The following is a 23,908-nucleotide window of genomic DNA, read 5'->3' on the forward strand; positions in this document are numbered from 1 at the left end:
GCATATGCTTTTTTTATCACTTAATGGACTTTGCTCTATAAAATGCGCAGAATTGATGTGGGAGCTAATGAAGATAAGGGCAAAGGATTATGCCAAAAAACTATAAATTCCATGATGACGATGATAATAGTTCTGAGGAGTCGTGTTATGAAAGCGAAGAAGGAACGGAATATTATCCAGTAAAAACCATTGGCTCTGGAACATACGCCAATGCAAGAAAGTTCCAATCTGCTGATGGCCAAAGATCACAAGCAGTGCTTAAGCCTCTAGATCAGGATAATATTGATTATAAGGAAGTTTATAATAAATATAAATTTTTCAAGACTCTGTACCCCACACAGAATATTAAATTAATAAAACGTGAAGATACTTATAGACTGGTGCTTCCATACATTGCTGGCATACCTTATGAGAGTCTGCATTTCACTAGCAAAAGACAACAAATAAAACTTTTTATTTCTGCAATTGAAGCATTAAAAGATTGTCATAATAAGGGATTTATTGTTCTGGATTTAAAAGCAGATAATATCCATTACGACATGAGTTCTGGTAAGAGTTATTTACTTGATGGTGGGCTTTCAATAAAGGAAAATAAGCTGCTCGATTCCGATATCTTTGCTGTAGAGACAAACGAAGAGAGGATATCAAAAAGAAAGAAATATACACAAATTGCACCAGAGTGTTGGTCACAAACGCCGATACCTGCTAAAAAAAGCATGGACGTCTACGCGCTGGCTTCTATGATGCAATCTGTATTAAAGAAGCCTTCCCCTGATATCAATCGTCTCATTCAATCATGCCTAGTTCCTCGACCAGAACGAAGGCCTACTTTACATACGCTGGAAAAACAACTTCGAAAACTATTACTTCCTCAAAGAAATCAGACAAATGAGGTGCCTCATGAAAAACGCATAAGTAATAAAAAAAACAAATATGCCTATTCTTTGAAAATACTGACAGCAAACAATATTGTACCCACAAAAAAACAATATAAAAGAATTAGAGAAAATAATAATATTCAAAAGGCTATAATTGATTTTAATAAAGCATGTACTCAGCTCCATGGGAGCCTTGATATAATAAAACACATTTATTTTAGTATTTATAAAAGAGAAACTTTAAGCTTAATACTCCGTGGTGCTATTGAATTTAGAAAGGAATATCCTGCTATTGAGAAAAGGGCTATGGTCTTTATTAATACGGCATTGTTTAAACAATTTATTCAGATTCACGCCGGAATGATTGTAACAACGCTATGCAGCTCCAAAACAGGATTAGCTACAACATCTACTTCGCATCAATCCAGGAGTAGCCTTTTATTATTTCAAGCGCCTAAAAAAGTACCTGAACGTGATGAAACACTTTGGTTGAGTCAAATGGATCAACCAATTCGTTAACGGCATTTGATTAAATTGTCATTCCTGCCATTCGTAGGAATGGCAACAAATTCCTGGGATACACCGGCTCGGGATAGGTAATAACAAAAGAAGCCAAATAACCGTAAGCTGGGCTGTTAAGCCCAGCATTTACGGAATTAATTTTTATGCTCTAAAATGTCCATTCACGAAACTCATCACTGTAAGTTCAATTAACAAATACTTTATCCCTTGTTCTTAAAGATATGGGTGTTGTGGCATGCCGGGCTTAACAGCTCAGCCTATGGTTATTTAGTTTTGTCACGAATCACCTAAACATACAGGGATGGCGTGCTGGCTACAGTGCGAACTCTTATGCCAAGCCTATGACTAAAATGCCGATGAAAATTAAGAGCCCACCAATAATGACTGAAAGATTCACATGCACTTGATTAAATAAAAACCAAGTAAAAATAATGGTAAATATGGGGTACGTTAATTCGACGATACCTGCAATTGTAGCATTTTTAAGATTGATAGAGGCAGCGATAAAATAACTGGCGACGAGCACGATTACTATCTCGGCTATAGTTAATAAGAGCAAACCAGAATCTGTTGTTAGAAGTTCAACATCTCGTTTCATAGTAGTAAAAAATGAAATGCAGGTAAACAATACAGCACCAATTGTCATTTCCAATGCTAATAGAGTCACGGGGGAAATGCTGTTTAATATTTTTTCAGCCAAGGCGTAATTAAAACCCCATAAAATGGCAGCAAAAATAGCAAATGTGAACCACATGACTTACTCCTGAGAAACAGATTATCTTGTTATTTTTTTAACGAGGACAGGCCTTTTAAAGCAATCTGGGGCTTAAATTGAATGATTATTATAACATCAAATAGATAAAAAATCAATCACATAGGGGTGGATTGGAGTAGTAGTCATCTTTACAAACAAAAAATTATCAAGAAATGCTTCGGAGGTACTCACGGCTGTAACACTCATTTTCAATGAAGACTTGATGTAATAAAAGCTCAGTTTGGTGAATTTCTTTACTCTTCATTAAATAATGAGTATAACGCTCTAAAGGGGCTGGCTTTTGCGGTTATTGGCAACGAGCGAGGAATTTTAATCAAAGCTAGAAAATCTGGTAAAATCCCCAACGAAGTCTTTTATCTTCTTTGAGATGAGCTTGATATAGAAGAATTACGAGCAAAGACTTGATGCTTATAATTACCGATAGCAAGGTATGACTTATGTTAGCCCTCAAATTTGCAAAAATTTATAAATATGATTCTTCATGAGAAGTAGGAAAAACGTGCCATGTTAAAAAAAATATCTCAAGCTGAAATCCAACTGGCTCGACAAGCACTAAGTCTTCTGGATCCTTCTCTTGCCAGAGCAAATGAGGTCATACCTATATTGGATTGGCGAACAAGGGCAAGCGGTTTTGCTGGTCTGGTGCGACTTATATTGGAACAACAGGTGTCAGTTGCTTCCGCCAATGCGATCTGGAGTCGACTTGAGATGGGACTAGTTATAGTTAATCCACAGCAGATTCTCAGTAGAACAATTGAAGAACTAAAGACTTATGGTCTGTCCGCACCAAAAGCACGCTACATTCATGGACTTGCTCAAGCGTATGAAAAGGGGGAAATCGATTTTGAAGCGCTTAAAGGACTTGATGATGAAGCAGCAAGTGCCAAGCTTGTAACATTAAAGGGGATAGGGCGATGGACTGCGGAAGCCTATTTAATGTGGTGTGAAGCACGTACCGATGTATTTCCCGCTGCAGATATAGCATTGCAAGAAGCAATTAGAATTCTTGACGGTGTTGCGAGCCGTCCTACAACTGAAGAATTATACTTGAGATCCAAGAAGTGGAGCCCATATCGAAGTTTTGCTGCCGATCTGCTTTGGGGCTATTATGGAGCCATCAAAAAAAATACGATTCCTATGCCGCAAGGTGTGCAGCCCTTGAAAAAATCAACTCGATCTACAGAGAAAACAAATGCAAGCGATCGATGATGTCAGGAAATTTTTAGGTTCGGTTATGAATGCTGAGCAAGAGTATTCTGGACTGGGGGAAATCCTAGAAAACAAGAATCTGCCTTCAAGAACGACAGCCTTTATTTGGTGCATCTTGGTAGTTGGTCAGTTGTTGGTGCTGGGAAAATGAAATTATTTTTTCGGAGGAATGTCACTTTTTCTTACAGGAGCCGAGCAATTTTTCGGAGCTTCATTGGCTTTTCATTCCTCTTTTCCCTGGGATTCTCCTTCGCTCAAACCCTTCCATTGCATGTGGATGGTTCTATCTTAAGGGATTCCAATGGGCAGGCTATCATCTTGCGTGGGATCAATCACCATGGTTTCCTTGATGTGCCTGATGGGGCTTGGGATCCTCCGGGTTTACCCCTCTATTCAGGAATGGGCCATTGGGATCCAGAAGTAGTGAAGGAAACCTTGGATTCCTACCAAAAGCTTGGGTTCAATGTGGTCCGCCTCCACACGGTGGTGGATTGGTGGAAGAATAATCCTGTTACCTACAAAGATCCTTATCGGGAGGTGACCTACCAGGAGACATACCGTCAAATGATACAGGACACGGTAAAGTGGGCCGGAGACAGAGATCTTTATGTGATTTTTGATTTTTTTGCACTGAAAAATGTTCAAGGGCGCCAATCAGGCCAGGAGTCCCTTCCATGGGCCCCTTGGGGGAGATTTCCCGAGGTTGTTCGAGATCGCTCTGAATTTATTGCTCTTTGGGATTCGGTGGTAGACCAATTAGGTGCTTATCCAAATGTTCTTTTTGAGTTATATAACGAGCCGCATGGGGATAGTCAAGCTGAGGAGGAATGGTTCAAATTCGTCGAAGAAGTTCTTCCCATCCTCCGTCACCGGACGAGCAATCCAGTGATTGTTCAATGGAATTATGACTGTTGGGTCAATCTCGATTACCCACCACCATCCCACCCTGCATCCACCTTGGAATGGATTGAAAAACATCCTTTGAAAGATAACAATTTAATCTATGGGGCTCACCTGTACCGAAATTCCGGAGGAGGATCATCGGGACTGGCTCACCGAGGAGTGAGCTCCATTGTCAATCTATGGGAACGAGGTGATATCCTCCAGGCCCTCCAATGGGCTCTTTTTCCAAAGGTCTTAAAAACAGATAAAAAGCTGATTCTTGTGACAGAAATTGGAGCTTATCTTTCCAATGGAGAAGAAGACCAAGAACATGAATTGGAGTGGTTGAAGAATACTCTCTCCATTCTCAACGAGTGGGGAATAGGTTATGTGGCTTGGGCCTGGCGATCTGACCAACAACTAGGACACGGAATGCTTCACGAAGGATATCCTAACCGGGCTGGCAGTCTTTTTCTAGAGTCTCTGAAAGATCTGAAAAACCCTGCTAATACATCAATATCCTAGTATCAAAGCATCATCAGAGAGGATGATTTCGATATTATTTCGCTTTTTTAGTGCTTCTTAATAATCTGACACAATTTGCAATGTGTGACCTTTGTTTGTTGATCATATGATCTTAACCAGTTGATTGAATATGAAAATTGGTTATTTATTGAGTAGTTCAACAAAATAAAAATTAGTCTATAGTATAATAAATGGTTTATATATTTGCCAAAACCAACGCTTTTATAAAATATTTTTTGAGACAATGTCGCTATACGGAGTAAAGTATGTATCCAAAATTAGCTCTAATACATAAAGTTGTATTTCTTGTTGCTGGTTTAGGGATTCGATTTTACCAGCTACAAAAGCCTCTGCTAAAGAAATGTTACCTGTTATCTGAGACATTAATCGATTCGATCAACCAGGCGTTGAAAGTTCAAAAAAAGTACTTAAACAAAAAGCAACATAAAATGCAATACCACTAAAAGCCTAAACTGGGAGTAAAAAAAGATGCATCAGGACAAATCTATCAAATTATCCCAGAAAACAACGTACCGACAAATACAAGTTCCTAGCACTGTTTTTAAAGCCTATGATATTAGAGGGATAATAGGTAAAGAATTATATGAGGACTCATTTTATAGTATTGGTTTGGCTTTAGGTTACTATTTAAGTAAATTACAACGTCAGAAAATTGTACTTGCTCGCGATGGTCGCATAACTAGTCCTGTTTTAGCTTTAGCCTTAAAACAAGGATTGCTTGATAGTGGCATTGATGTTTTTGATATAGGCTTGGTCACCACACCAATGATGTATTTTGCAACACATACTAAAGGTATTGATTCTGGTGTAATGGTTACTGGAAGCCATAATCCAATTAACTATAACGGCATCAAAATAGTATTGTCTGGTAAGACTTTAATGCAAGAAGATATTCGTATTTTATACACCATGATTGCTGAGGGTAAGCGAGTTAATGGATGTGGTAAAGAAATAGAGCTAGATATCATGGAAGAGTATACAAAACGTATTGTAAGTGACATACAAATAAAGCGTTCATTGAAAATTATTGTGGACTGTGGGAATGGCACTGCAGGACTAGTCGCCCCGCAAGTGTTTGAAAAATTAGGTTGTGAAGTCATTCCGCTATATTGTGATGTAGACGGTCGTTTTCCAAATCATCATCCTGATCCAACAATAGAAGACAATTTAGTTGATTTAAAAAATGAAGTTATTGCGCAAAAGGCCGACCTTGGTTTTGCTTTTGATGGTGATGCCGATAGACTTGGTTTAGTGACTAATACTGGCGAAACGATACATCCCGATCGTTTGATGATGCTATATGCTCGTGAACTCTTAACTAGATGTCCAGGTGGCGTTATAGTTTTTGATGTTAAGTGTTCCAATAATTTGGCAGCAGTGATTAAAGATGCAGGGGGAATAGCTAAAATGTGTCCTACTGGACACTCTATAGTGAAGGATGTGATGAAAAAAGAAGGAGCTATCCTGGCCGGTGAAATGAGTGGGCATTTGTTTTTTAAGAATCGTTGGTATGGATTTGACGATGCGCTTTACAGTGCCTGTCGTTTGCTGGAAATCATTACCTCATCTAATCTAACAGCAAGTGATCAATTTAAATTAATTCCTAAAAGTGTCGGTACATCTGAGCTAAAAATTGCTATGCCAGATGAGAAAAAATTTGAGTTTATGCATCGTTTTAGGGAGAAAGCACAGTTTCCTCAAGCACAAATTATTACTATTGATGGAGTACGCGTTGAATTTGCTACAGGTTGGGGCATACTACGTGCTTCTAATACCACTCCGTGCTTGGTGGCTCGCTTTGAGGCGGTAGATAAAGAAAGTTTGCTCCACATTCAGCAACTATTTAAAACACAAATCCTCTTATTAGAACCGAAACTGGCGCTGCCATTTTAGTACCCATTACATCAATGCCAATTGATCATTTCTTTTTTTTGAACCAATCTACTACTTTTTTCTTGAACAAAGAGGTGTTTGCATTAGTTTTAGTAGTACGAATCCATACAAGCCCTCCTTCCCCTAGATACATACTAAATCCAATTGTGATAGGAACAAGCCAGAAAAACCACCAAAACATGGCAAAAATTGGATTCACTCGGAACATGTACCAAATTCGCGAGGACAGATTATCCAGCACTAGACTCGTTCGTTTCCACGTTTTGTAATAAAGGAATGATTGTTGAATAATACAAGCTGCTATGTTTATTATGCTAAGTATGATCAACCACATGGGAAAGATGTTGCGATTGTGAATCCAGGCCAATAAGGCCCATACCCCCGTAGGTAGGCCAATTATATTAAACCATAGGCAGAGGCAGGGTAGAAAGTTCATCCACGCTAGAATTTTTTGACGTCTACTCATACCAAGGCGTGACAACGGCTCGGTTAGACTTTGAAAAAATCCGCAGATCCATCGCTTTCGTTGAGTAACCCCACCCATGAAAGTAAGGGGAACTTCTTCAATAACAGGTTTTTCAATGATTCCAAGTTTTTTTCCATTCATCCAAAATCGCATACCGACTTCAGGATCTTCTATTGCCATCCAAGGATGAAATCCACCAAGATTGAGTAAATCTGATGCTTTATAATAAAGTGCTTTCCCTAACACCCAATAAGGGTGCTTTCCATTAGCAGATAAATGAGGATATTTTAGTCCATCCCATAACATATGATCAAATGCATGAAAACTTGAAGGCCATGTTTGATTCAGATTACCTGCAATATTTGTAGCCTGTAATACGTCATAATGTCGAATGCCAACTGCAGCGTCAAGGAAATGATCTATAGGTAAGCACGTGTCTGCATCAACATAATTAACGAGAAAATCTTCTTTTCCATCAAACTGCTGGGCAATGTGATAAAAAGCATAAATGAGCTGGCGGGTCTTTTTAGGTGGGAGATTAGTGACCCCAGCGTGTTTTCCTAGATGCCACCAGTACGCTTTTTCATTAGCACTCCAGTTGTCCCACACGATTTGCCAAGAAGGATCATCAGTAGGAGGTACCTCCATGATTTCTAAAAAATCAAATGTCTTTTGTAGATCCCTCAGTTTTTCTATCGTCTCAAAATCATTCGAATTAGGAATTGCAATAATGCGGTATCTATCTTTAGGATAATACAGCTTCTCAAACGATTTCATTGTTGTATACATTGTTCCTTCTGGTTCTTTCAAAACCGGATAAAACAATACAATAAAAGGAAATTCATCCTCACGCGGGTCAATGGTTTCTTTCGTATCCACCCAATTCACGGGGCGGGAGTATAAATATAAATCCACAAGAAAAGAAAGCGAATAAATAATTTGTACAAAAGCATATAATGTTGTCAAAGCAATGAAGTAAGGTTCTGCCATAACTATTTCCCCGCCACTATTGATGAATCAAAAGAGTTTTTTACCAATGGTCCTAGAACTTATTTTACCCAGTTGATTAATTCCATCATTCCTTCTGTAAGATTTTTTTGAGGTTTAAAACCATAAACTCGCTCAATTTTTTTGATATCTGCAAAACAATGCCGAATATCCCCAACCCTATATTCATTTGAAATTACAGGCGCAATTTTTTTATTCATTAGGCTTGCAAGCGTTTCCGCAACCTGCTGGATGCTCACAGCAGAACCGCTTCCCACATTAAAAACATCATATACTTCTTTTTCATTCTCTAAGACACAAGCAAATGCATTGGCGACATCGCTAACATGCACAAAATCACGCTGTTGCTTCCCATCTTCAAACACTAAAGGGGGTAAATCCTTCAGCAAGCGAGCAATAAAGATAGCTCCCACTCCTGTATATGGATTGCTCAAGGCTTGACGAGAACCATAGGTATTAAAAAGTCTAAGGGCGACAGTAGGGATATTAAGGGCTCTTCCCACAACGAGGAACATCTCTTCGTGATCCCGTTTATTAATTGCATAAATTGACGCTGGCATTAATGGTTTTTCTTCTGTGGTAGGAATAGGAATTAGGATTTCACCATCGTGATACAGTTCCCATTTTTTTTCTTTGAGCTGTTTATTGTTCCTAAGACTTGGCGCAAATGTCAGAGGGCCTGCGGCTGTTCGATATTGTCCTTCACCATAAATAGACATAGATGATGCAGTTACAATCTTTTTGACTGAATGATTTCCCTTTGAAAGCACTTGAAGCATAACTGCTGCTGACATAGTATTGTTTTTAGTATAGTCAACAATATTAGCCATACTTTGCCCCACACCAACAGAAGCAGCTAAATGAACAAGGTGGGTTATTCCCTTTAAATTCTTTTCAAATTGGTCTTCTGAAGAAAGGTCGCCTTTTATTCGTCGAGCACGTTTATTTAAGTAAATAGGCCATCCTTCTGAATCCTTTTCTTCATCATGATGAACTTGATCCACTAAACAATCCAAAATTGTAACTTCATATCCTCGATCAAGAAGCCGGTCCACAAGATGAGATCCAATAAAGCCTGCACCACCGGTGACTAATACGTGACCCTTTCCCATATAAAAATGTCTCCATCAGTTTATACTTTATAAATAAATGAAAGGCTTGCAGCCTTTGCCCAAAAAGACCCACCGTTGCGACTTGTTCTAAAAATGCTGTTATTTTGATTATAATATTGTGCGCCCAATCTCATTCCCAAATGGGTGATGATTTTATAATCCATATATCCGGCTACTGCATTTCCATAACTAGAATTTTGTGGAAAAAAGGACAATCCATCTTCAATCCCCATCCGTAATTTTGATGTGACAAAATGTTCTATTCGCACTTTCCCTGTATGAACCTGAAAATCTATCGGGTCATAATATGCTGATTGACTGTGATTGTTTTGAGTAAATATCGGGGCAGGGTTGGAATAATTGAGGTAAAAGAAATCGTATATAATTCTTACCTCAGGAATATTGATCAGTTTATAGTTCGCTTCAAAACTTGCTTGAGTTCGGTTATTGCCGTCAGAGTATTTACCATAAATCCCTTTGCCCCATAAAGATAAATTTTGTGTCGGCTGATAATACATTGTACCACTATAATCATCGGTTCGTATATTTAAACCAACCGCACCAATCGCTACAATATAATTGTAAATTTGGATACTAAAAGGAGGTTCGGTGTCGATAATGTCAGAATGGTTGAACGTTATAGTTGCATTCAGAGTTTCTGACCAAGAATATTGCAATGCTACATTGCCATTAAGATTATTAAAGCCATTGTTATAAACTTTGTCGGAAATTCCCGCAAACAGCTGCCAATGCTCTGTAAATAGTTTTGACCCTTGCAATTGCACCATATTTCTAGAAACACTATCGAATCCATTTTGCTCGAATCCTGAATAAATTTCTGAAAGATTTAGCCTGGTATTGGTCATTGCATAAAAATCAGCAGCTACACCAACATCTTGGCGGCGAAAAGTATTTGAACTATCATAAAAGTCCGCACTGATTGGTATCATAGGTGACTGATAGTAATCGACCAGCTGCTCCTGCAAAAATGGGCGCTCCCAATTATAAACTTCTTGCCAACGATCGTAGGCAACTCGGTTGCCTTCATATTGATGCGCTGCAGCCGTTGACGATAAAACACCCCATAACGCATCGCTGTTGTAAGGATACTTCTGTAAAACTTTTTGATAATAAATATTTGCCCGCATGTATTGCCCACATTTGCGATAAACATCACCCATTCCCAACGAGTAGGCAGAACTGCGTTTATCGGATATATCCGATAGCAAATAGAATGCGGTATCGCAATTTCCCTTTTGAGCTTCTAATTTCGCCAAAGCTTCTTTTGCTTCGGGACTTGGATAATCATCTAGGGATTGGGTGAACATTTTATATGCAGCATCATATTGTCCAAGCTCAACTAATTTGCTGCCCCATTCATAAGAGAGAAATGCATTGTGTGGAAATCGTTGCATAAGCTGCTGATATTGAGCTGCTGCCAGAGCATATTGCTTATTCTTAAACAATGTTCTGGCAAATTCTAGCCGAGTAAAATTATCAGTTTTTTTGTTGGCTATTAAGGTTCTACCGAGCGCGATCGCATGATTATATTCATTATGGTATATGTAATTATTAAACAAATCTTTTTGTAGTGCTAAATTATTTGGATCGCGTGCCAGCTTTTGTTTCAGTTCATAAATTTTTAATTCATTTTCTGTATTGGCCAGCAGAGGAGCTTTAATGAAAGCATTGGTATAGTTACTATTTAGCCAGCGAGAAGAGTAAAAGTGTTTGAAATCCCTTTGAGATTCGGCAAGATTTCCCAAATAAAATTCATCCCAAGCTAAGCCCTGATACATATTAGTTCCTTGGGGGTGGTTCAATGCTTTCTGGAAAGCCACGGTGGCTTGCTCCGTAAAGCCAAATAGATGTAAAAACCAAGCATCATGGGTTAAATAACCAGGATTTTTAGGGTCGAGGGCCGATGCGTTTCGGAAAGCATTTCTAGCTTCAAATGCATATAAGGCTTGCTCATAATTGACCCCCTTGAGGTAGGACTTATATGCAATTGCTTTTGCATTGTCGGCAGAAACAGCACTTGATACTAAATAGAATACAAAAAAGAAGAGTTGTTTTTTAAAAGCTCCATGCATAATATATATACCTTGTGGTAAGTTCTTATCGTTTAGCTATGCATTCAACTCACGGTCTCAATGCCAGTTTGATAATTTTTCTCATTCCATCCGAATCTTCTTTAATTAATTACTATATTTCAATAGGCCGATTATCTCAATCATACTATATTAAAATTAATCATGAATTCAATTATGTAAAGAAAATTTATTGGCAAAATATTCTATTGTACGTTTTAACCCATCTCGCAAATCAACTTGTGGCTGCCAATTTAACTTGGTTTTTGCCAATGTAATATCCGGTCGTCGTTGCTTTGGATCATCAATCGGCAAACTGTGAAATACCGTATGAGTCGTTCCACCAACTAATTCGATAATAATTTTCGCTAATTCCATAATCGTAAATTCATTAGGGTTCCCAAGGTTAATTGGCCCAGAACACTCTTTATCGGTAGCCATTAATTTGATCAATCCATCTACTAAATCGCTGATATAGCAAAAACTGCGTGTTTGATTGCCTGTCCCATAGACACTGAGATCCTGGTTTTGTAATGCCTGAATGACAAAATTACTGACCACTCGTCCATCATTTGCTTGCATTTTTGGACCATAAGTATTGAAAATCCGGGCAATTTTCACCTCTAGACCATATTGATGTAGATAATTTGTAAAAATAGTTTCAGCACAACGCTTGCCTTCATCATAGCAAGCGCGAGGTCCAATGGGATTCACATTGCCCCAGTAAGATTCTGGTTGTGGATGTATGGTTGGATCACCATAGACTTCTGATGTGGAAGTTTGCAAAATTTTCGCTCTATTCTTTCTAGCCAATTCCAACAAATTGAAAGCGCCAAGAACCGAGGTTTTAATAGTAAAAAGTGGATCCTTTTGATACTGGATGGGTGATGCAGGACAAGCAATATTATAAATTTCATCGATATTTTTTAAATCAAGCGGCGTACAAATATCATGCTCAATAACAGTAAAGTTCTTATTTTCTTGCATAGGAGCAATATTTTCCAATGTACCAGTAAAAAAATTGTCTAAACAGATGACTTTGTAATTTTGTTCAAGCAGTGCCTCACACAAGTTTGTGCCAATAAAACCAGCACCTCCGGCGACTAATACAGTTTTTACTGTTTTCATAAGATTGTGCTCCATGCCTAAAGTGTTTTTCTGAATAAGAAATTGTCATGCGGTTGATAAATCCCTTTTCATTTGAATCTTTCATTGACTTAAATTTATACTATAATTGCTATTGTATCAACTAACTATACATTGTTATCCATTTCCTCACTCGCTTTCAACCAAGGAAGTGAGGAACGAGCGAGGTTGGTCCCTGGTGGCCTTAGGAGCATATGTTTTGCTGTATAAGACATGCGAAAAGGCGTCAGTTATTTGTGGTAGCGCTATTTTTGAACCTCAAGGGGAGCTCAAAAATGAGCGGATTAGGATTGTCCTGGGACTGCCGGAGTTATATTTGTTGCTTGTATTGTTCCTTCTGGGGTTGGATGTTTTGGAAGGCTCTCAAAAACTGGCGACGCGCTTGTGGGAGACCTTTTAAGCATGAATAAAATCACCGTTCACGGAATTGGATATGTGGGACTGGTTTTAGGGAGCGGATTGGCTGAACTTGGTAATCAAGTAATTTGTCTTGATACCGATGAAAAGAAAATTGAACAACTCAATGAAGGCATTGTGTCGTTCTTTGAGCCAGGGCTGGAAGAGTTGCTGAAGAAAAATTTAGCGAATAATCGTATCTCATTCACTACTGATCCCGTCAAAGCGGTGCGACATGGAGATTATCAATTTATCACCGTGGGTACACCTCCTGCTGAGGATGGTTCTGCCGATTTATCTTACGTTTTTGCAGCGAGCAAAAACATTGGTCAATTTATTGACAAAGACTGTATCGTCATCACGAAATCAACCATTCCTATAGGCACAACACATAAAGTAAAAGCCATTATTGACACCGAATTAGCTGAGAGAAAATCAAATATAAAAGTAGGAATTGCTTTTAATCCTGAGTTCTTACAGGAAGGGAATGCTGTTCATAATTTTATGTATCCTAATCGCATTATCATTGGCTCTGAAGATCCTGATATTATTCATAAAATGAAAGAGTTATTTAAAGCAACACTAACTTCTGATAAGCAATTTATTACCATGAGCATCTGTTCTGCTGAACTGGTTAAATATGCTTCTAACACTTTCCTAGCATTGAAAATAAGCTTTATTAATGAAATCGCTAACATTGCTGACTATATGGGTGCAAATATTAATAGTATAAAAGAAGGAATGGGGGCTGATGAACGTATTAATCCTTTTTTTCTTAGTGCTGGCGGTGGTTATGGAGGATCCTGTTTTTCCAAAGATATTAAAGCACTGTTAAAAGCTGAAAAAAGAATTCATTATTCTTTTCCAATACTAAATGCAATTGAACGAGTAAATGAACGGCAAAAACATGTCTTATTTTACAAAGTGTTTCGATATTTTAATGAGTATTTGTATGATAAAACGATTGCTGTATGGGGGCTGGCATTTAAGCCCAATTCTTCTGATATGCGCGATGCCGTCAGCATTACCTTATTACAAGACTTATGGCAGCACGGTTGCAAGGTTAGGGCTTATGATCCTGCTGCCATGCCTGAAGCTAGAGCCTTATTTGGGACACGGGACGATTTAATTTTCTGCACGAGCAAAGAAGATGCCTTGATAGGTGTGGACGCGCTAATAATTGTTACTGAATGGGAAGATTTTTTAAACCCTGATTTTCAACTAATAAAAAAATCATTAAAATATCCTGTTATTTTTGATGGTAGAAATATATATAATCGTGAGTATCTAACAAGTTTAGGTATCGAGTATTTCAGTATTGGCAGAGGTACTTGTCGAATCTGTGAGGAAACAAAAAAACACGCCTCCTCTAACTAGCTTCATAAACAGTTGAGCTGTGAGAGATGGCGCAAGCCATCGTAAGAACAGGTGAAGTTTATAGCTAATGGTATTGGACTCACACTCAAATAATGGGCTATATCATTTTGTGATTCGCCACTCTAATGCTTCAAGGCCATCGACTATATTGTTAGATGAAAATACCTCATAAGATTTAATGGGTTTAACAAGATCCTTAGCTACAAGAATAGTATCAGGAAGAGCATTTTTTTGCATGTGTCCAGCAATGTCAATGACTCTATCACTAAACTCTTCTAATGGGGTTGATAAATCATAATATACAAAACCAGTATTTATCCCACACCGAATATGAAAATCTTGTTTCATCATTTTAGTTGACTGATTAAAATCAGGTAAACTCGATAGAATATCTTTTGCCGCTTCAAAGGCTTGTTCTGTTGTATTAAAACAACACATGACTCCGTCAGGTGTCCAGCTTGCTTTAATGTAGCCATGCTCTTTAAGCTTGCATAAAATGAAATCATGATATTGATTAAAATCATTTTCAACAATTGTCGGATCTTCGCCAATCTTCATGTTAGTAGAATCTACCACGTCAATTGCTAAAAATGAGAGGTTTCTACCTGTTTTTTCAAGTTCTTTTTTAAGTTGGGCAAATTCCTTTAAAAGCGTTTGTCTGTTTTTTTCCTTAGGTTCATCTTTATCAAGGGTTTCTTCTATCTTTTTAACTAAAGTTTGTTGTTCTTTTGTTATAGCTTGTTTTTTAAACTCATTTAAGCTACGCATCATTTTTGCTTTTTGGATTAAAAGAATGTAATTAGAAAGAATGGAGGATAGAATCAACAAGCCAATTATTGGAATCGCTCTGGAAAGATCCCAACCGGCCACTCGTGTAGGTATATAGTGTTTTATAGTGACATTAATTGCTTTGTCGGTTTGAATTACCGGTTTTAAAAAAGAGTAAGAGGACAAGTTACTGACATAAGGCGCAATCATTCCCAGAAATATAGTTAATATAAAACACCATACTAGGAGCTTTAGCCCCTTTAGAATATAAATACTGAAGAGATAAACTGCTTTCATATTATTTTATCTAAACAAATTTATTGGTAATTAATATAATTATAGTTGACTTTTTTAGACAAAAGGTTTTGTTCCCGCTGATAAGTTTGATGAGTGTACCAATGCAATGATCTGATCAACGTTTTCTTGTGATTTTTCAATAACAATCGGTAGTTCTTTTGCTGGTGTCATTTAGCAACCCTGCTCCTCTTAAGGGCAGCAAGGTTAGCTAGCAGGCGTAATAAAATCAATCGGTTGGGGCGAAAATAATGACTCAATGCTTTTTTGCCGCAAATCTACGAATTAATTTTTTGCGATATTCGATAACTTATTTGATCTAAGATTAAAAGAGGTTTTTTTTCTTTAATGCAAGGGTTTGAATTTTATTAATAACTGTACTATAAATTATAAGAAAAAAGGAGAAGTTAAGATGAGCAAAGTATTAAATGATTTACTAAATGCTATTGCAAATAATCAAAAAGATACAATTACATTATTTAATATGCATAAGTCTGAAATCGCGATTAACAAAAATATGCATGTAATAGCAAAAGCAGCTATTGATTTTAATAATACCCAGCTTTTAAAAATTATTTTAACAGAATTTCCAATTAAAAATTGGGAATGGCTATTCACTTATCAAACGCCTGCTGGAACTACGACATTAAGCTACTGTGAAATCCATGGTTTGAGTGATGAAATATATAATTTATTAAAGACTAATGGTGCAATGCTAATACATGCACGACTCGCAGGGTAACATATAAAACAATAGTAATAAAATACTATTATCTTGATCCTTGACATAAAGAGGAAATTATCATGATTAGCACCAATTACCTCAAAGGAAGGATTTTACATTATTTAGAATATCTTAAGAATAATCATTCAATTATAAAATCTGCGTACACGCATTATCCTAAATCATTACACCATTGGTGCGGCGTTGAAAAAATACATCTTGATCATTCTTTTGAAAAGTTACGCCCTTTATTAATCAGAAAATATACTCAATTAAAAGGAGAGCTTGAGAGAATAACTCTATATGATGAAAGACATTTATCCTACGATGATCATGTTTCAAGAATTAAAGTGCGCGGCAAATTGCTTGATACAGCAAGTTTCATTTTTCCCTCTTTGTCAGACATTGAATATGAAATACTTGAGTTAAACAAATTACCAAAATGCTCTAGCAATTTACAAGAAATTATTGATACAAACCCCCAATTAAATACCTATCCTAAACCATTTGATTATTTAGAAATGGAAAAAGAGGAGAATGTGAATATTCCTGTATGCGTAGGTTTACCAGAAGAATGCGACAAAAATTATGTTTTTAATGAATTAGCATTAATTACTGAAAATGTACTGCATTTACCTATAAAAATAAGTGCTAATAAAGCAATTGAATTATTAAAAGAAGGTAGGGTATTAGCTCATAGTAATAATCCAATTGGATATGAAGAAATTTATTTACCAAAAGAATTAAGTTACTTAATGCCTCTAATTAAATTTGCTTGTCAAATCGAACGACGATGCAACCCTGAATTTATTAATCAATATTATATTTTCTTATCTGTAAGCCATTCAATTATCCCACCAGGAGCAATGCAACGTCGAGGTGGATGGCATATTGATGGTCATCAAGGCTATGAACGTTTGCAAAAAAATGGGAAAAAACTTCCCTGTGACAGGCAATATTTGATATCAAATATTTTACCTACCCAAAGCATTTCTTGTCGTTTCAACTTTGATAAGCTTCGAGAATATTGCAAAAAACATTACTGTGACTTGGATTCAATCAACATGCAAGATGTAATTGAACAACAAGCAAGCTCTCATGAATGTGATGAAAATATTACAACACTAAAAGTAAACCAACTCAATTTTCTCAATCCTTATATGGTACACAGAGCAGTATACAATCATACGGATAAGCCAATAACAAGAACGTTTGCACGTATTTTATTTTCTACCTTTACACGAAATCGGTTAGGTGATTCAATAAACCCAGTATTAGGACCTATTTATCCTTTAAAAATTAAAACAATTAAGGACATTCATGAAATTCCGTCCGAAATTTATTTAGAGTGATTATTATGTTCGGAATTACGACTAAAGAAAAAATTAGTGAATTATTATTAACAAGTTATGCCGCTTGGGATGGTTTTATTTCACATATTTGGGCCTCTTTATTATCGCATTGTAATTTACCGCTTGATGGAGTTTTTGTCGAAATTGCTCCTGGAACTTCACCAAAAATCGCTTTGGCCTTAAAAGAAATTAACTTTAATGGTGAGATTTATATTATAGAACCTTATGAAAAAGCATTGGATTTAATTCTTTCTAAATATCAGGAAATTTTACCTGAAGTAATAGTTCATCCAGTAAATCACTTACTAAAAGACTGCTTTAAACATCTACCTAAATCTATTGATTGCATTATCTCTCATCATCCCTTAGATGATATGATCATGGCAATGGATGGGGAGCCCGAGATCTTTGAGAAATTATTTTCTTGGGTATCCCAAGATAAATTAGAAATTCACCAGAGCTTTGCTTTACATTGGCAACAAATACTTGCACAGCCTGAAAAAGTCCGTACTATTGAAAACCAGATAATAAATCAGTGGTTCAGTTTAATAAAAAAGGTAAATCCAAGATGGCTAATGATTAGTCAATATCCTAGTTTAGTTTTGGAAGCGGAATACACCAAGGAGCTTAATCTATGTGCACAAAAACTACTACTAAAAATCAAATCTCATCTCCATACTTATCTCATTGAGGACAGAATAATTCAGAGTGTATTGAATAATTATCCTAATTATAATTTTGATTTACTTGGTAATGAAGTGCTTAACTCCAAAAATTGGCTAATCTATAGCAGACAATAGGTATTCTAAACTTATATTTTACTAAGTATTGATAAATTGAGATTACGTATATACTTAAATTGATGTGTCTTTCTAGGATTTCTAAATGCCGAATAATAAAAACATAACGCTGCATGAACTACCTATATATTGGTCTTTAAAATTAGATGAACCAAATTTATATAAAAAAATAGAGGGATTATTACCTTCAATTAATGTTATAGACACTATCAATCCTTTCCCCGCTCAAAAAAATGTAACAATAACTACTGAAACAGATAAAATTGTTCGTCCACATCGTCATTTCAGATCATTCTATTATCATATAAAACAATTTCATTCAGATTATGAAGGATATATTGGCATAAAGGGAACGGAAGTATTAGCCGAAAATATTCATGAATTATTAGAGAAAATAAAACATGTTCACTCAATATATTCTTGGTCAACGCGTAAATCAGGATTAGGTTTACATAATTGTGATCATGCATTGTTACCCATGTATGATCGTTATTTGTTTATCGAAAATAAAGTTCCCTTACTCTATTTGCTATCAGAAGCACTTGAAGAAGTTCAATCATCAATCAGCTTACAAAAAGTCTATCTAGACTCATATAAAACATTGGCCAAGATACCAATCCCATTAGCAATTTACAAAATCCCCGAGAAGACATTAGAAAGAACCCATTCTATTTTTAATGATTTTTATGACGATAAAAGATACAAACTTTTAAAAAACTTAATGAATGATGGAATAGCTATACAGATATATTGGTATCCAAATGTTCCTAAGCGAATAGCACATATTGATTTTCATACGGCAACTTCTCCTTCAAGTTTTCAAGAAAGAATTGCCCATCTTTCATTAATAATGGACATCAAACCGTGTATTGAAAATTGGATTTTGCTTTTTTGCCGATTTTTGAATTTAGGTTTTATACCTGCTGATCCTGTGTATGCTTGTAAGGGCTACTGTATTGATCCAGGAAATTTAGTGCTGGATGGGGGTATGGTTGATATGGGTAGTATGCGACATATAGATACCTTTCATTATTCTGGAGAAGTTCAATTTGCTTTAGAAAACTCGATTAAATTGTTTGTTGAAAGTATCCTGGCTCTTCTGGTAGGTAGAGAGTCAATGTCTCAAGGGTTTAAATCGGTTTTTCCTGATTTAACTCGGCTTATTTATCAAAATATAGAAAAAAATATTAAAATTGATAGTGAAATTGGGCGATTTGTTCATCCAAAAGTTAAAGATTGGTATTATTCAAAATATAATTATGATGGGATAATTGAAAAATTAATCAATTTTTTTGAGTTATAATTGATGGCACAAAGCAAAATAGAAACTATTCTTTCTTTTTGGTTCGGTGATTCATTTGAAGATGAATTCCCTCCTCGTTCTATTAGCGATAGATGGTATAGTTTTCATCCAAATCTAGACTCTTTTATTAGAAAAGAATTTTTAAATGACATTGAAAATGCCCTCGCTGGACAATATGACGATTGGTCTAATACTCCAGAAGGTCGATTAGCACTTATTATCCTATTGGATCAATTTACAAGACATGTTTATCGAAATACCTCCAAAGCATTTGCGGGTGATCAGAAAGCACTGTCTCTTGTTTACCAATCCTGTCACATCCCTATGGGGGCTAACCTACTTGTTTGTCAAAAAATGTTTTATTTTGCTCCATTAGAGCATTCAGAAAAATTAAACGATCAAAAGCTGCATAGAAATATCTATGAAGATTTGGTGAAAAAATTACCAAATAACATTATTTCTAAATTAGAATATTATCTCTATTGGTTTAATGTTCACTTTGAAGTGATTGATAATTTTGGACGTTTTCCATGGCGAAATGATCTTTTAGGACGCAAAACTACAAAGAAGGAAATGGACTATTTGAAAAATTCCCCTAATTTTGGTCAAAATTATAAGCCTCAAAATACTTGATTTAATAAAGTCGTCTATACTAGTTTGTATGGGTATTAAGGGTCAATTAAATGATTATTCAAAACGTTGTTGATCATATTGGGACTAAGCTCATTTCTCATTATGCAGGGAGTGTCCATCTTAACTATCCTGAGCCTATTCTAAATGCGCTCAGAAAACTCATTGTTCAAATGAGGACTAAAGCAAGCAAACTTACTGTTAGACACTTGCAAATAATTGCGACTGCTAAATTAGTGAATAATTCTGATGACGTGCAATCAACGAATCCACATTGTCAGAGTTTTTTTCATGCAATAACACAAAGTCATATGATTTATCTAAAATATTTTTTGATAGTTCACAAAAACGTTGTAGCTGCTGAAGCTATGAAAAGATAATTTGCGCCACTCAGAAATATATATGAGGCAACAAAATGAAAGAACGTAGAGAAAAACCAAGAAAAGGGAGAAGTATAGGCGGACCACCCCCATCCGTTAAAACGCATCATGAACCATCTCCACAAGCCAGAGTTAAAGGGAAAAGTATAGGCGGACCTCCCCCATCCGTTAAAACGCATCATGAACCATCTCCACAAGCCAGAGTTAAAGGGAAAAGTACAGGAGGCCCGCCGATTGAGAAAGGAGCTAAAATTCCTCAAACAAGAAGTTTTAATGAAGAAAAATCGCAATCTTTAATAACAACTTTAATAAGTGGCTTAAAAGATTTTGTTAATAAAGCACAGAAGTTTTTTGAAGCTTTTATTTCAAAAAAAGAGGAAAGTAAACATGATCAAGATAAGGGGATGAAATTGTGATTACAACAACTTCTGATAAATTAAATAATCTATTATTAGCTTTAAAACCCGATTTAGTACAATTAAAAGAATTATTAAAAAAAGCAAAAGATATTAATAGTCCATATCAAGCTAAGTTTAGACATTTAATTTCCCTTACTAATATGCAATTACAATTAGAAAAAAAAAATAATATTGAGGGTTATATCAGTTTAATTGTTGAAGAACTCCAAGAAATTATTATAATTTTGAATCAAGTTATGGAAGATGATGGTGTCAGAGATTTATATGAGATCATATTTAATGATTTTTTTAAGCTCCAGGAAAAAATTGCTATAATTGTTGAATCCAGGGATGTAATCTGATTGTTATTTATCAAATAAATTATGAAAATTGCAGATGATTTTTTTTTTCAAATACCGACGATTATTGAAACATTTGGTACTAACCTTTGTTTAAAAGTTCCCTTATATAAAAGAAAATATCAACTTAATCCGATTTATATTAACCTTGAATTATATAAAAAATATATTTCATCAGCTCACAATACTTATGCTGAAATACAACAAGAAATGGCTTTGTTGTTTCAGGTAACAATATGTATTGAGGAGGCAGAAAAACCACTTACTATTGTAGGATATGCTTATATTGATAGACAGTTAGACCCTCATAGTAATACTTTTTACCCAGGATCAGGACGTTCCTATTATCTAGGACGAAACTTCAATTTAAAAGGCGAAAAAACACCCTATGTCTTAACAAATGATGGAATAATGAGCGTTAATACAGGTATTTGGGAAACTGTTGCATCTAATTCACTTATTAACACAATGCCTTATCCTATCGCCCCAGTTTTAACAATTTTGGAATGTAAGGACTATTCTCCTGTTTATTTTGAGGGAAAAACTATTTTTTTAAAAAATGCGATTATCATTCGTATCAATATAAACTCATCCCTTGAACGGATCACTCATATTCATTACATGGGAAAAAAACTATCAAAAACAAAATTATTAAAATCCTCCAGAGATATTGGTTTTGTGGAAGGAAACAAATTTATTGAGCGAATTTTACATGGCATGTGGTCTGCAGGTAATATGTCGTTAAATGGATCATTTTTTGATATGGAAACCTTTTGTAGTGTTAAAGGACGTAATCCTCAGTATAGTGCAATGCAATGGTATCGAAGTAATTATTTTGGGTTTGAATATCTCGGTCAATTAAATGTGTTGAGAGGATTATGCAAGAATCAGTTGATTAACTATAATTCGGTAGAATATATAGATATTAAATATGAGTTTAATGCAGGTTTTACACAAAGTATTCTAGATGGATTTATAAAAATGATGGGTTTTAACTCCCCAAATATCCCTATTTACCTTCAAAAAAAACTACAACCTCTTGTCAACTCATTTTTATATTTATCAAGAAAATTTTATTTTAAAAAGGAATGGCTTAGAACTTCTAATCCCAATTCACTATCTTCTTGTGTATATGATTTCTCAAGATTTTTTCGTAATTATCCACTGATTAAATCTAACATTTATGTTGAAGATCAAATGAACGAATTCTTAACGATGATAATGAGCTCCCAAAAGATTAATAGTAATTATGATAATTATTTTAAATATAAATATTCTGAGAAAGAAGAAAAATTTTTAAATAAAGAAATTTATAGAAAATTTTCTTCATACATGATCAAAAATCATTTAGTGGGGGAAAAAGATGATGACATCCAAAATTTTATTAGAGAATATGATAAAATTCATATGAAAATCATGTCTGAATTAAAATTAAATTATCAAGATATTGAAGTAAACGCTTACTATTTTAATGAAGATAGAAGATATTTATTTTCCAGCAATAAATATGCACATCATTTGAGCATTCATACTGAAAAGAGTTTAAATTTACATTTTATTATTAATCAACTTATTTTAGCCAACTATAGAAATTTTACTTATTTAATCAATAACAAAGTTCCTACTAATATCTATATATATTATGAAGGTTTCTCGTGTTGTTTAATGGATAAAAAAGGAATGTTTCAAATTTATCTTCATATTTTTAATGCCGATTTATTTAACTCAATAGATAAAGAAAAATTATCCATATTTTATAGGTACAAAAAAATTAACTTTAATCTGAAGTATATCAAGGAAATAAATTCGCTTACTCTGATGAGTAGATCATTTAAAAACAAGAAGTTATTGCATTGTAATAATTTTTATTTTCAAACAAATTCTTTTTTAGCTTTATATTATGAAGATACGCTAATAGAAATGCACTTATTAGATCCTAAATATTATTAAATTTGTATCATAAATCAATCTACTGATTGATACTCAAGCTCAAAAATGGACTAAGATATTTACAAAAAGTGTTTAGTAGATTCTGAAGGCATTAATTAAGGTGGATATATGGAATATAGACAACTTGGAAAATCAGGATTTAAAGTACCCTTGCTAAGCTTAGGTACATGTACTTTTGGAGGAGGTACTGATTTTTTTAAAGCTTGGGGTAATATTAGAGACAATGAAGCGATACGTCTTATTGATATATGTCTTGATGCAGGACTTAATCTTTTTGATTCTGCTGATGTTTACTCTAAAGGAATTGCTGAAGAAATTCTAGGAAAAGCTATTCAAGGTAAACGTGATCAAGTCATTATCTCAACTAAGACAACTTTTCGATTAGGCACAGGACCAAATGATTTGGGATCCTCCCGGTTTCATTTACTAAAATCGTGTGAAGAGCAACTTAAACGATTAAAAACTGATTATATTGATTTGTATCAAATGCATGGTTTTGATCCATTAACTCCTATAGAGGAGGTATTAAGAACTTTAGAGAATCTAATACAAAGTGGGAAGGTTCGTTATATCGGTGACCTTTCCCCTAAATTAGTACCACCTCCATGATGAGATTCGCTATTTTATGCCACCCGCCTTGCATACTCAAC

Annotated in this window: 21 protein-coding genes; 15 read left to right on the forward strand and 6 right to left on the reverse strand. The window is 35.3% G+C overall.

Annotated elements, in window-relative coordinates; all coding sequences use genetic code 11:
* Window positions 1-89 precede the first annotated feature (89 nt).
* Window positions 90-1,397, forward strand: coding sequence for a protein kinase domain-containing protein (locus BGO44_RS12655; RefSeq protein WP_273200540.1), 1,308 nt, complete (start codon window positions 90-92; stop codon window positions 1,395-1,397).
* A gap of 331 nt (window positions 1,398-1,728) precedes the next feature.
* On the opposite strand, the gene BGO44_RS12660 is transcribed toward BGO44_RS12655, so the two are convergent.
* Window positions 1,729-2,154 (reverse strand): DMT family transporter, encoded by a 426-nt coding sequence (locus BGO44_RS12660; protein ID WP_058510133.1) that lies wholly within the window; start codon window positions 2,152-2,154, stop codon window positions 1,729-1,731.
* A 525-nt stretch (window positions 2,155-2,679) separates the two neighbouring features.
* Here BGO44_RS12660 and BGO44_RS12665 point away from each other — a divergent pair.
* The 3 genes from BGO44_RS12665 to BGO44_RS12675 all read left to right on the forward strand — a co-directional run bounded on the left by BGO44_RS12665 (window position 2,680) and on the right by BGO44_RS12675 (window position 6,705).
* On the forward strand, window positions 2,680-3,384 hold the full coding sequence (locus BGO44_RS12665) for a DNA-3-methyladenine glycosylase family protein (protein WP_273200543.1): 705 nt from the start codon (window positions 2,680-2,682) through the stop codon (window positions 3,382-3,384).
* A 147-nt stretch (window positions 3,385-3,531) separates the two neighbouring features.
* Complete coding sequence (locus tag BGO44_RS12670) at window positions 3,532-4,791, forward strand: glycoside hydrolase family 5 protein (RefSeq protein WP_273200545.1); 1,260 nt, start codon at window positions 3,532-3,534, stop codon at window positions 4,789-4,791.
* A gap of 489 nt (window positions 4,792-5,280) precedes the next feature.
* Complete coding sequence (locus BGO44_RS12675; RefSeq protein ID WP_273200547.1) at window positions 5,281-6,705, forward strand: phosphomannomutase/phosphoglucomutase; 1,425 nt, start codon at window positions 5,281-5,283, stop codon at window positions 6,703-6,705.
* 25 nt (window positions 6,706-6,730) lie between these two features.
* Here BGO44_RS12675 and BGO44_RS12680 read toward each other — a convergent pair whose 3' ends face one another.
* The 4 genes from BGO44_RS12680 to BGO44_RS12695 form a co-directional block, all read right to left on the reverse strand.
* Window positions 6,731-8,161: a glycosyltransferase family 2 protein gene (locus BGO44_RS12680; protein WP_273200549.1), complete on the reverse strand. Its 1,431-nt coding sequence runs from the start codon at window positions 8,159-8,161 to the stop codon at window positions 6,731-6,733.
* A gap of 59 nt (window positions 8,162-8,220) precedes the next feature.
* Window positions 8,221-9,291, reverse strand: a complete 1,071-nt coding sequence (locus BGO44_RS12685) for an NAD-dependent epimerase/dehydratase family protein (RefSeq protein ID WP_058510139.1) — start codon at window positions 9,289-9,291, stop codon at window positions 8,221-8,223.
* Between the two features lie 20 nt (window positions 9,292-9,311).
* Window positions 9,312-11,384: a tetratricopeptide repeat protein gene (locus BGO44_RS12690; protein WP_273200551.1), complete on the reverse strand. Its 2,073-nt coding sequence runs from the start codon at window positions 11,382-11,384 to the stop codon at window positions 9,312-9,314.
* A 168-nt stretch (window positions 11,385-11,552) separates the two neighbouring features.
* Complete coding sequence (locus BGO44_RS12695; RefSeq protein WP_273200552.1) at window positions 11,553-12,509, reverse strand: UDP-glucuronic acid decarboxylase family protein; 957 nt, start codon at window positions 12,507-12,509, stop codon at window positions 11,553-11,555.
* Window positions 12,510-12,929: 420 nt separating this feature from the next.
* On the opposite strand from BGO44_RS12695, the gene BGO44_RS12700 reads away from it, so the two are divergent.
* On the forward strand, window positions 12,930-14,300 hold the full coding sequence (locus BGO44_RS12700; protein WP_273200555.1) for a UDP-glucose dehydrogenase family protein: 1,371 nt from the start codon (window positions 12,930-12,932) through the stop codon (window positions 14,298-14,300).
* A gap of 102 nt (window positions 14,301-14,402) precedes the next feature.
* Here BGO44_RS12700 and BGO44_RS12705 read toward each other — a convergent pair whose 3' ends face one another.
* Complete coding sequence (locus tag BGO44_RS12705; protein WP_273200558.1) at window positions 14,403-15,365, reverse strand: adenylate/guanylate cyclase domain-containing protein; 963 nt, start codon at window positions 15,363-15,365, stop codon at window positions 14,403-14,405.
* 409 nt (window positions 15,366-15,774) lie between these two features.
* Here BGO44_RS12705 and BGO44_RS12710 point away from each other — a divergent pair, with 409 nt between their 5' ends.
* The 10 genes from BGO44_RS12710 to BGO44_RS12755 all read left to right on the forward strand — a co-directional run bounded on the left by BGO44_RS12710 (window position 15,775) and on the right by BGO44_RS12755 (window position 23,867).
* Entirely contained in the window at window positions 15,775-16,104 is a 330-nt protein-coding gene (locus BGO44_RS12710) for a hypothetical protein (protein ID WP_273200559.1), read from the forward strand.
* 62 nt (window positions 16,105-16,166) lie between these two features.
* A complete protein-coding gene (locus BGO44_RS12715) occupies window positions 16,167-17,438 on the forward strand; it encodes a hypothetical protein (protein ID WP_273200561.1) in 1,272 nt (423 codons plus the stop codon).
* A gap of 5 nt (window positions 17,439-17,443) precedes the next feature.
* The gene (locus BGO44_RS12720; RefSeq protein WP_273200564.1) at window positions 17,444-18,238 is read left to right on the forward strand and encodes a hypothetical protein; all 795 of its coding nucleotides are present in this window, start codon (window positions 17,444-17,446) and stop codon (window positions 18,236-18,238) included.
* Window positions 18,239-18,323: 85 nt separating this feature from the next.
* Window positions 18,324-19,541, forward strand: a complete 1,218-nt coding sequence (locus tag BGO44_RS12725; protein ID WP_273200566.1) for a hypothetical protein — start codon at window positions 18,324-18,326, stop codon at window positions 19,539-19,541.
* A 3-nt stretch (window positions 19,542-19,544) separates the two neighbouring features.
* Window positions 19,545-20,174 (forward strand): DUF924 family protein, encoded by a 630-nt coding sequence (locus tag BGO44_RS12730; protein WP_273200568.1) that lies wholly within the window; start codon window positions 19,545-19,547, stop codon window positions 20,172-20,174.
* A gap of 50 nt (window positions 20,175-20,224) precedes the next feature.
* Window positions 20,225-20,551, forward strand: coding sequence for a hypothetical protein (locus BGO44_RS12735; protein WP_273200569.1), 327 nt, complete (start codon window positions 20,225-20,227; stop codon window positions 20,549-20,551).
* Window positions 20,552-20,586: 35 nt separating this feature from the next.
* The gene (locus BGO44_RS12740) at window positions 20,587-20,967 is read left to right on the forward strand and encodes a hypothetical protein (protein ID WP_273200571.1); all 381 of its coding nucleotides are present in this window, start codon (window positions 20,587-20,589) and stop codon (window positions 20,965-20,967) included.
* On the forward strand, window positions 20,964-21,311 hold the full coding sequence (locus tag BGO44_RS12745) for a hypothetical protein (RefSeq protein ID WP_273200572.1): 348 nt from the start codon (window positions 20,964-20,966) through the stop codon (window positions 21,309-21,311). Before BGO44_RS12740 ends, BGO44_RS12745 begins: the two co-directional genes overlap by 4 nt.
* A gap of 21 nt (window positions 21,312-21,332) precedes the next feature.
* Complete coding sequence (locus BGO44_RS12750; protein WP_273200574.1) at window positions 21,333-23,258, forward strand: hypothetical protein; 1,926 nt, start codon at window positions 21,333-21,335, stop codon at window positions 23,256-23,258.
* Window positions 23,259-23,366: 108 nt separating this feature from the next.
* A complete protein-coding gene (locus BGO44_RS12755; protein ID WP_273200576.1) occupies window positions 23,367-23,867 on the forward strand; it encodes an aldo/keto reductase in 501 nt (166 codons plus the stop codon).
* Window positions 23,868-23,908 lie beyond the last annotated feature (41 nt).

It is taken from the genome of Legionella sp. 39-23, assembly GCF_001897665.1.
Lineage (GTDB): Bacteria > Pseudomonadota > Gammaproteobacteria > Legionellales > Legionellaceae > Legionella > Legionella steelei.

Coding starts and splice junctions, on each gene's coding strand:
- BGO44_RS12655 (WP_273200540.1), top strand. CDS start 90: ATGCCAAAAAACTATAAATTCCATGATGACGATGATAATAGTTCTGAG.
- BGO44_RS12660 (WP_058510133.1), bottom strand. CDS start 2,154: ATGTGGTTCACATTTGCTATTTTTGCTGCCATTTTATGGGGTTTTAAT.
- BGO44_RS12665 (WP_273200543.1), top strand. CDS start 2,680: ATGTTAAAAAAAATATCTCAAGCTGAAATCCAACTGGCTCGACAAGCA.
- BGO44_RS12670 (WP_273200545.1), top strand. CDS start 3,532: ATGAAATTATTTTTTCGGAGGAATGTCACTTTTTCTTACAGGAGCCGA.
- BGO44_RS12675 (WP_273200547.1), top strand. CDS start 5,281: ATGCATCAGGACAAATCTATCAAATTATCCCAGAAAACAACGTACCGA.
- BGO44_RS12680 (WP_273200549.1), bottom strand. CDS start 8,161: ATGGCAGAACCTTACTTCATTGCTTTGACAACATTATATGCTTTTGTA.
- BGO44_RS12685 (WP_058510139.1), bottom strand. CDS start 9,291: ATGGGAAAGGGTCACGTATTAGTCACCGGTGGTGCAGGCTTTATTGGA.
- BGO44_RS12690 (WP_273200551.1), bottom strand. CDS start 11,384: ATGCATGGAGCTTTTAAAAAACAACTCTTCTTTTTTGTATTCTATTTA.
- BGO44_RS12695 (WP_273200552.1), bottom strand. CDS start 12,509: ATGAAAACAGTAAAAACTGTATTAGTCGCCGGAGGTGCTGGTTTTATT.
- BGO44_RS12700 (WP_273200555.1), top strand. CDS start 12,930: ATGAATAAAATCACCGTTCACGGAATTGGATATGTGGGACTGGTTTTA.
- BGO44_RS12705 (WP_273200558.1), bottom strand. CDS start 15,365: ATGAAAGCAGTTTATCTCTTCAGTATTTATATTCTAAAGGGGCTAAAG.
- BGO44_RS12710 (WP_273200559.1), top strand. CDS start 15,775: ATGAGCAAAGTATTAAATGATTTACTAAATGCTATTGCAAATAATCAA.
- BGO44_RS12715 (WP_273200561.1), top strand. CDS start 16,167: ATGATTAGCACCAATTACCTCAAAGGAAGGATTTTACATTATTTAGAA.
- BGO44_RS12720 (WP_273200564.1), top strand. CDS start 17,444: ATGTTCGGAATTACGACTAAAGAAAAAATTAGTGAATTATTATTAACA.
- BGO44_RS12725 (WP_273200566.1), top strand. CDS start 18,324: ATGCCGAATAATAAAAACATAACGCTGCATGAACTACCTATATATTGG.
- BGO44_RS12730 (WP_273200568.1), top strand. CDS start 19,545: ATGGCACAAAGCAAAATAGAAACTATTCTTTCTTTTTGGTTCGGTGAT.
- BGO44_RS12735 (WP_273200569.1), top strand. CDS start 20,225: ATGATTATTCAAAACGTTGTTGATCATATTGGGACTAAGCTCATTTCT.
- BGO44_RS12740 (WP_273200571.1), top strand. CDS start 20,587: ATGAAAGAACGTAGAGAAAAACCAAGAAAAGGGAGAAGTATAGGCGGA.
- BGO44_RS12750 (WP_273200574.1), top strand. CDS start 21,333: ATGAAAATTGCAGATGATTTTTTTTTTCAAATACCGACGATTATTGAA.
- BGO44_RS12755 (WP_273200576.1), top strand. CDS start 23,367: ATGGAATATAGACAACTTGGAAAATCAGGATTTAAAGTACCCTTGCTA.